At 57.7% G+C, this 8,680-nt stretch carries 8 protein-coding genes; 4 read left to right on the top strand and 4 right to left on the bottom strand.

Translation table 11 applies throughout. The features are described from left to right. Positions 1–201, top strand: a 201-nt coding sequence (locus KGB23_RS29790) for a hypothetical protein (RefSeq protein ID WP_223433665.1), incomplete at its 5' end; no start/stop codon positions are given. A 636-nt stretch (positions 202–837) separates the two neighbouring features. On the opposite strand, the gene KGB23_RS29785 is transcribed toward KGB23_RS29790, so the two are convergent. The 3 genes from KGB23_RS29785 to KGB23_RS29775 all read right to left on the bottom strand — a co-directional run bounded on the left by KGB23_RS29785 (position 838) and on the right by KGB23_RS29775 (position 3,864). Further along, entirely contained in the window at positions 838–2,496 is a 1,659-nt protein-coding gene (locus KGB23_RS29785; protein ID WP_223433664.1) for a cation acetate symporter, read from the bottom strand. Next, complete coding sequence (locus KGB23_RS29780) at positions 2,493–2,804, bottom strand: DUF485 domain-containing protein (RefSeq protein ID WP_008148580.1); 312 nt, start codon at positions 2,802–2,804, stop codon at positions 2,493–2,495. Before KGB23_RS29780 ends, KGB23_RS29785 begins: the two co-directional genes overlap by 4 nt. 208 nt (positions 2,805–3,012) lie before the next feature. Next, a complete protein-coding gene (locus KGB23_RS29775; RefSeq protein ID WP_129442276.1) occupies positions 3,013–3,864 on the bottom strand; it encodes a glycine betaine ABC transporter substrate-binding protein in 852 nt (283 codons plus the stop codon). Between the two features lie 286 nt (positions 3,865–4,150). On the opposite strand from KGB23_RS29775, the gene KGB23_RS29770 reads away from it, so the two are divergent. Then, a complete protein-coding gene (locus KGB23_RS29770; protein ID WP_223433663.1) occupies positions 4,151–5,746 on the top strand; it encodes a beta (1-6) glucans synthase in 1,596 nt (531 codons plus the stop codon). Positions 5,747–5,843: 97 nt separating this feature from the next. On the opposite strand, the gene KGB23_RS29765 is transcribed toward KGB23_RS29770, so the two are convergent. After that, positions 5,844–6,212: a hypothetical protein gene (locus KGB23_RS29765; protein WP_046054321.1), complete on the bottom strand. Its 369-nt coding sequence runs from the start codon at positions 6,210–6,212 to the stop codon at positions 5,844–5,846. Positions 6,213–6,436: 224 nt separating this feature from the next. On the opposite strand from KGB23_RS29765, the gene KGB23_RS29760 reads away from it, so the two are divergent. Both KGB23_RS29760 and KGB23_RS29755 read left to right on the top strand, forming a co-directional pair. Beyond that, a complete protein-coding gene (locus KGB23_RS29760) occupies positions 6,437–7,735 on the top strand; it encodes a serine/threonine protein kinase (protein WP_223433662.1) in 1,299 nt (432 codons plus the stop codon). Next, a complete protein-coding gene (locus KGB23_RS29755) occupies positions 7,728–8,516 on the top strand; it encodes a VacJ family lipoprotein (protein WP_223433661.1) in 789 nt (262 codons plus the stop codon). Before KGB23_RS29760 ends, KGB23_RS29755 begins: the two co-directional genes overlap by 8 nt. Positions 8,517–8,680: the final 164 nt, after the last annotated feature.

The following is an 8,680-nucleotide window of genomic DNA, read 5'->3' as shown; positions in this document are numbered from 1 at the left end:
ATCACTCTTGTCATGACACTGGCCGGTGTTTTTTTCTCAAACCGCGCTAGAACTTCTGCCCACATCGCTTTCGTCACCCTGACTGGAGTTTTGGGGGATTTTATCAAAGACCTTGAAAGGGCTGGCTTTTACAGCGACTCACTTTTCCAAGCGCCGAAAAGTAAGCAAAAGGCTTCGCCCCGGCGTACGGCACTTCGCTAAAGCTCAGTGTTCCCTCGCTACGGTGCCCATCAGGGGGCATCGCCTATGGTCTGCTTCGCGACGACCTCCTCTCGATGTGTGCGGCTGCGCCGCACGGCCTGCCGAAGGGGCGAAAGATCAAAAGCAGGATCAACATCTAAAGCCACAGCAAGATCAAAAGATCGCAGCCTCGTTTCACTCGACAGCTCCTACAGGGGATGGGTGTACACCCGCCCTTCGCCACTCAACAGGCCGAGCGTTAGCTCGCCAGCAGCTCTTGATTTTGATCTGTCCGCCCCTTCGGCAGGCTGAGTGGAGGTGTTCATCTGGGGGGGAGGCGCGCAGCGCCGTTCGACGAAGTCGAACACATCGAGAGGAGGTCGAAGCGAAGCCGACCGGAGGCGATGCCCCCAGATGAATACCGGAGCGAAGGAACGCCGAGCCTTAGCGAGGGGCCGGACGCTCGGGGCGAGCCTTTTTTTGCTTACTTTTTTTTGGCGTTTGAAAAAAAAGTGAGTCGCCGTAAGGGCGAAACCCTAAGCAGCCGTTACCGCAGCAACGGATATGCACACAATCAAACCGCCCAACAAAAAATGCCCCAATCTCTCGACCGGGGCATTTCTGTTTAACGCAGCTTATACATACAAACCTGAAGCCTTAGTGAGCAACCGCCCCACTCGCCCCCAAGCCCGTCTGAGAACGAACGAACTGAGGGAAGAACAGCGCCCGCTCATTGTCAGCCGCAGTCGATTTGTCAGTGATCGAGAAGAACCAGATCCCGATAAACGCAATGGCCATGGAGAACAGCGCCGGGTACTCATACGGGAAGATAGCCTTCTCGTGATGCAGGATCTGCACCCAGATGGTTGGCCCAAGGACCATCAAACCAACGGCACTGATCAGACCCAACCAGCCGCCGATCATCGCACCACGCGTGGTCAACTTCTTCCAGTACATGGAAAGTAGCAGCACCGGGAAGTTACAGCTCGCCGCGATGGAGAACGCCAGGCCCACCATGAACGCGATGTTCTGGCTTTCGAACAGAATGCCCAGACCGATCGCCAACACACCCAGACAGATAGTGGTGATTTTCGAGACGCGGATCTCGTCCTTGTCGTTGGCCTTGCCCTTCTTGATCACGCTGGCGTAAAGGTCGTGAGACACCGCCGTAGCGCCGGCCAGCGTCAAACCAGCCACTACAGCCAGAATGGTTGCGAACGCGACTGCCGAGATGAAGCCCAGGAAGATACTGCCACCCACCGCGTTAGCCAGGTGCACCGCCGCCATGTTGTTGCCGCCCAACAGCGCGCCAGCTGCATCTTTAAAGGCAGGGTTGGTGCTGACCAGCAGGATCGCGCCGAAACCGATGATGAATGTCAGGATGTAGAAGTAGCCAATGAAGCCGGTTGCATACAGCACGCTCTTGCGAGCTTCTTTCGCGTCACTCACGGTGAAGAAGCGCATCAGAATGTGCGGCAGGCCAGCGGTACCGAACATCAGCGCCAGACCAAGCGAGAATGCCGAAACCGGATCTTTCACCAAACCGCCCGGGCTCATGATCGCTTCACCTTTAGGGTGAACCTTGATCGCCTCGGAAAACAGCAAGCTGAAGTCGAAGTTGACGTGTTTCATGACCATCAGCGCCATGAACGAAGCACCGGACAGCAGCAACACTGCCTTGATGATCTGCACCCAAGTGGTCGCCAACATGCCGCCGAACAACACGTACATGCACATCAGGATACCGACCAGGATCACGGCAACGTAGTAGTCGAGACCGAACAGCAACTGAATCAGCTTGCCGGCACCGACCATTTGCGCGATCAGGTAGAACGCCACCACCACCAGCGAGCCGCAAGCGGACAGCGTGCGGATCTGTGTTTGCCCAAGGCGATAGGACGCCACGTCGGCAAAGGTGTATTTACCCAGGTTACGCAGGCGCTCGGCGATCAGGAACAGAATGATCGGCCAGCCCACCAGGAAGCCGATCGAGTAGATCAGGCCGTCGTAACCGGAAGTGAACACCAGGGCGGAAATACCCAGGAAAGACGCCGCCGACATGTAGTCACCGGCAATCGCCAGACCGTTCTGGAAGCCGGTGATCTTGCCACCCGCCGCGTAGTAGTCAGCCGCCGAATTGTTGCGCTTGGAGGCCCAGTAGGTGATGCACAGGGTCAGGCCAACGAACGCGACGAACATCAGGATCGCGGAAACGTTGAGCGGTTGTTTGTGCACTTCGCCGGTCAGGGCTTCACCTGCCCAGGCGCCAGGTGCAAAGGCTGCGATGCTCAATAGAGCCATTAGACGCCGGATCATTGCTGAGCCTCCTTGAGAATCGCATTGTTCAGGTCGTCGAATTCGCCATTGGCGCGTCGTACGTAGATTGCAGTCAGGATAAAGGCCGAGAGAATCAGCCCGACACCAATCGGTATCCCCCAGGTAATCGAAGACTCGGGGCTGATTTTCGCCCCCAGAATATGCGGCCCGTAAGCAATCAAAAGGATGAATCCGGAGTAAAGCCCAAGCATGATCGCCGAAAGAATCCAGGCGAACTTTTCTCGCTTACTAACCAGCTCCTTGAAGCGCGGGCTGTTTTGAATCGAGAGGTAAATGCTGTCGTTCATTGTTTTTATCCTCGCAGCACAGATGAAGTTGGAACGTTATCCACTCTATGCGGCTACGGAACTGGTTCCAGACGACCTTAGTATTAGAACGACATGACAGAATCGCCATTTTCCAGCATCCACAAAACAATGTGGGAGAAAGCAAAAGGCCGCTTGGCAGTGATACCAAGCGGCCCTGTAAGGTGCTGACTAGACGCGTCAGCTCAAATCATTTGGTCCAGTCTGCAACGCGTTCCGGGTGTTTGGCCACCCAATCCTTCGCAGCGACTTCAGGTTTGGCACCATCCTGAATGGCCAACATGACTTCGCCGATTTCGTCTTTCGACGCCCACTGGAAGTTCTTCATGAACTTGGCAACTTCCGGCGCCTTGGTCGCCAGTTCTTTACTGCCGATGTTGTTTACGGTTTCAGCCGCGCCATAAACGCCTTTCGGGTCGTCCAGGAAGCGCAGTTTCCACTTGGCGAACATCCAGTGCGGCACCCAGCCGGTAACAGCAATGGATTCGTTTTTCTTCTCGGCACGGGTCAGCTCGGCAATCATGCCGGCGCCGGAACTGGCCTTGAGTTGATAGCCGGTCAGATCGTAGTCCTTGATTGCCTGCTCGGACTTGAGCATCACGCCTGAACCGGCGTCGATGCCGACGATACGACCTTTGAAGCTGTCGTCGGTTTTCAGATCGGCAATACTTTTGGCTTTGACGTACTCCGGCACGATCAGGCCAATTCTTGCGTCCTTGAAGTTCGGACCGTAATCGACGACTTGATCCTTGTTCTTGGTCCAGTATTCACCATGAGTCACAGGCAGCCACGCAGACATCATGGCATCGAGTTTGCCAGTGGCCACGCCCTGCCACATGATCCCGGTGGCAACTGCTTGCAGTTTCACGTCATAACCGAGTTTCTGCCTGATCACTTCAGCGGCCACGTTGGTCGTGGCGACACTGTCCGACCAGCCGTCGACATAACCGATAGTCACTGCCTTGCCTTCGGCGCTGGCTACAGTAGAACTGATCGCCAGCACCAAAGCGGCACCTGCGCCCAAGAGTCGTCGCATCTTCATCGTTACTTCCCCGAAAGTGCTGCGCTCGACGGATGCCGAGTCGCGTCAACGTATTGTTATGGTGCACAGCGCCCCCATCACGCCCACCGCAAACTCGTCCGAACATCAGCGGAGTACTGACGCGTCGATAATCAACCTCACGGCAATGGCGACCTGCTCTGCCAGCGACATCAAGGCATCGAGAAACGACATCAGAACGCCATTAATCTAGACCACCGGAAGTCCGCCGGCCAGTCCGCCCAAACTTTGCATGTCAAAAGTATGCAGGCCACCAAGCACGCGGCAAATGAAGGTAACATGCGCGGCTTTGCTCCCAGACGGCCTGACCATGCCCGCGACATCCCGCTTTCCTTTTTTTGCTTATCTATTCGCCTGCCTGTTGGGGCTTTTTGCCCTGGGTGGCTTCTGGTACGGCCTCGGTAAACCGGTGGTGCTGCCGGACGTGGCCAGCGCGACGCACAAGCTGCAATGCGCCTCCTACACCCCGTTCGACAAGGACCAATCGCCGTTCGATCAGCCGTTCAAGCTCCGCCCCGAGCGCATGGACGCCGACCTCGCGCTGCTGGCCAAAAGCTTCGAATGCATCCGCACCTATTCCATGACTGGCCTCGAAGCCCTGCCCGACCTGGCGCGCAAGCACGGGCTGAAACTGATGATCGGCGCCTGGGTCAACAGCAACCCGGTGGACACCGCCAAGGAAGTCGACCTGCTGATCGCCTCGGCCAACGCCAATGCGGACGTTGTGACCTCGGTGATCGTCGGCAACGAAACCCTGTTGCGCAAGGAAGTCACTGGCGCGCAACTAGCCAAGCTCATCAGTAAAGTCAAAAGCCAGGTCAAACAGCCTGTCACTTACGCCGATGTCTGGGAGTTCTGGCTCAAACACCCGGAAATCGCCCCGGCGGTGGATTTCCTGACCATCCATTTGTTGCCGTACTGGGAAGATGACCCGTCGAACATCGATGCCGCCCTGCAGCATGTGGCCGAAGTACGTCAGGTGTTCGGTAACAAGTTCGCACCCAAAGACGTGATGATTGGTGAAACCGGCTGGCCGAGTGAAGGCCGCCAGCGCGAAACCGCGCTGCCGAGCCGGGTCAATGAAGCCAAGTTCATTCGCGCCTTTGTCATCATGGCGGAGCAGCAAGGTTGGCATTACAACCTGATCGAAGCCTTCGACCAACCCTGGAAACGCGCCAGCGAAGGTGCGGTCGGTGGTTACTGGGGGCTGTTCGATGCCGATCGCCAGGACAAGGGCGTGCTCGCCGGTCCGGTGTCGAACGTGCCTTACTGGACACAATGGCTGGTGGTGGGAGGTCTGATCTTCCTTGGCTCGTTGATCCTCGGCGGACGTGTCCGCAGCACTCGCGCAGCGCTGGTTCTACCGCTTCTGGGTGCACTCGCCGCCTGCTCGATTGGCGCCTGGGGCGACCTGGCCCGTGTCACTACGCGGTTTGGCAGTGAATGGTTGTGGGTCGCTTTGCTGACGGCTTTGAATCTGTTGGTACTGGCGCATGCGGCACTGACGCTGAGCGCTCGCACTGGCTGGCGTGAACGGGCGTTCAACGCGCTGGAGCGTCGGGCGGGCTGGCTGCTCGCTGTGGCCGGGTTTGCCGCTGCGGTGACGATGCTGGAGCTGGTGTTCGATCCGCGTTATCGCAGCTTCCCGAGTGTCGCATTCATCCTGCCGGCGCTGGTCTATCTGTGCCGCCCGGTGAGCGTGCCGCGTCGGGAGATTGCCCTGCTGACCTTCATCATCGGTGCCGGCATTGCGCCGCAGCTTTACCGTGAAGGGTTGCAGAATCAGCAGGCCTGGGGTTGGGCGCTGGTGAGTGTGTTGATGGTTGCAGCGTTGTGGCGCAGTTTGCGGGTTCGCAAAGGATAATCATCAAGCAAGATCAAAAGATCGCAGCCTGCGGCAGCTCCTACAGGGAAACGCGTATTCCTGTGTAGGAGCTGCCGCAGGCTGCGATCTTTCCGTATCAGGCGACGCGGTTTTCCCGGACCAGACGCAACCCGGCAATCACCACCGCAAACACCGCCAACGTGGTGTTGTACAACGCCAGCGCCGGAAACCCGAACACCAGCGCCAGCACGGCCAACCACCACCCTGCCCGGCCCGGGAGCACAAAACCGATAACAGCTGCCGCCAATGCCGCAAAGCCCAAGACGTTGAAGTGAATCATCAGGCCCAGGCTCGAACGAACCTGGCATTCCCAGCGACTCGCTTCGTCTACGCAGATGCCGACCCATTGAGCATCCTCCATAAAGCCATAACGCGCGCCATAACTGGCGGCCAGCCATAACGGCAGAAGAACGAGCAGCAGAATCACAGGTAGACGGCGGGACATGAAGCACTCCAATAAACGAAAACGGCGGCCAGCTTAATCCCCCGCCAGCGGTAAGCAAACGCGTGCAAGAGATAATTGGTCACCAAATAGCTGCAAAGTGTATCGTCCAGCTACCATTACTCCGAATTTAGGCCTGATTGGTGCCGATCCATGGCACTTTGGCGCAAAACCCGTGGTCATAGCCTGCGAACTTCATTCGGCACCTTTCTCTAAGGGATCTAGTCATGCTCCGTTCCTTGCGCTTCGCCGCCCTGTTTGGCGGCCTTATTTTGAGTGCGTCCGCACTGGCGGTAGACATCGACGCCGCCAGTTATGGCTACCCCTTGACCAACCCTTTCGAGGCGACCATTGCGACGACACCGCCGCACTTGCGCCCGGAGTTGCCGCTGGACGATGACATCGATCAGGAAACCCGTAGCGTCAGGTTACGCCCGGAGCGTGAATTCGATTTGCCGGACAACTTCTGGCCGGTGAAGAAACTCACCTACCGCATCGCCACACAAGATAAAGCCGCACCACTGATCTTCCTGATCGCCGGCACCGGCGCGCGCTACGACAGCAGCCTTAACGAGTACCTGAAGAAGCTCTACTACAAGGCCGGCTACCACGTGGTGCAACTGTCGTCGCCCACCAGCTTCGACTTCATGAGCGCCGCCTCACGCTTTGCCACACCCGGTATCACCAAGGAAGATGCCGAAGACATGTACCGGGTGATGCAGGCCGTGCGGGCACAAAACCCGAATGTGAACGTTACCGATTACTACCTGACCGGCTACAGCCTGGGCGCCCTGGATGCGGCGTTCGTCGCGCACCTGGATGAAACCCGCCGCAGCTTCAACTTCAAGAAAGTCTTGCTGCTCAACCCGCCGGTCAACCTCTACACCTCGATTACCAACCTGGACAAGCTGGTCCAGACCGAGGTCAAAGGCATCAACAACAGCACAACGTTCTATGAACTGGTGCTGAACAAACTGACCCGCTACTTCCAGCAGAAAGGCTACATCGACCTCAACGATGCGCTGCTCTACGACTTCCAGCAGTCCAAGCAGCACCTGAGCAACGAACAGATGGCCATGCTGATCGGCACTTCGTTCCGCTTCTCGGCAGCCGACATTGCCTTCACCTCGGACCTGATCAACCGTCGCGGTCTGATCACGCCACCGAAATACCCGATCACCGAAGGCACCACCCTCACGCCGTTCCTTAAACGCGCGCTGCAGTGCGACTTCGACTGCTACATCACCGAACAGGTCATCCCGATGTGGCGCGCCCGCACCGACGGCGGCAGCCTGCTGCAACTGATAGACCAGGTCAGTTTGTATGCGCTCAAGGATTACCTGCACGACAGCCCGAAAATCGCCGTCATGCACAACGCCGACGACGTGATTCTCGGCCCTGGCGACCTTGGTTTCCTGCGCAAGACCTTTGGCGATCGCTTGACCGTTTATCCACTGGGCGGCCATTGCGGCAACCTGAATTACCGCGTCAACAGCGACGCCATGCTGGAGTTCTTCCGTGGCTAAATACCTCCTGCTTATCGCCGCGTTACTCTGTGCAGGCGTCGCCAATGCCGACAACAGCAAAGCCAACGCACCGGTTGTGATTGACAGTGACGGCTTCAAGGAGCCGCTGAGCAAACTCAAATTCAACCCGGGGCTGGATCAGCGCGAGTTCGAACGCTCGACGCTTAGCGCGCTGGCCGTCTACGACCCGCTGGAAGAGTGGAACCGCCGCGTCTACCACTTCAACTACCGCTTCGACCAATGGGTGTTCCTGCCAGTGGTCAATGGCTATCGCTACATCACGCCGAGTTTCCTGCGCACTGGCGTCAGCAACTTCTTCAATAACCTCGGTGACGTGCCGAACCTGCTGAACAGCCTGTTGCAGTTCAAGGGTCAGCGCTCGATGGAAACCACCGCGCGCCTGCTGCTCAACACCACCATAGGCATCGCCGGCTTGTGGGACCCGGCCACCGCCATGGGCCTGCCGCGCCAGAGCGAAGATTTCGGCCAGACGCTGGGTTTTTACGGTGTACCGGGCGGCGCCTACTTCGTGTTGCCGATCCTCGGACCTTCCAACATCCGCGACACTGGGGGCCTGGCGGTCGATTTCACCGCAGAGTCGGCGATCAATTTCCTGAACGTCTCCGAAGTCAGCGAAAACCATCCGGAAATCTGGGTCCTGCGTGGCATCGACAAGCGCTACCAGAACAGCTTCCGCTATGGCCAGCTGAACTCACCATTCGAGTACGAGAAAGTGCGCTACGTGTACACCGAGTCGCGCAAGTTGCAGATCGCCGAGTAACTCCATCGGCGACAAAAAAGGCCATTCGATGCGAATCGAATGGCCTTTTTTATTTCTAGACTTTCCACAAATCCCCTGTGGTTGTCTTCAGCCTTTGACTGAGCGCCAGATTTTGCTCCCCGCCATGACGCCGGCCAACACCACCGCCCCCGCCACTATCCCCG

Origin of the sequence: Pseudomonas sp. GL-B-26 (genome assembly GCF_019947405.1) — a bacterium.
Taxonomy (GTDB): Bacteria; Pseudomonadota; Gammaproteobacteria; order Pseudomonadales; family Pseudomonadaceae; genus Aquipseudomonas.
The sequence above is the reverse complement of the archived record's forward strand: the minus strand, read 5'-3'. Positions and strand labels throughout refer to the sequence as shown.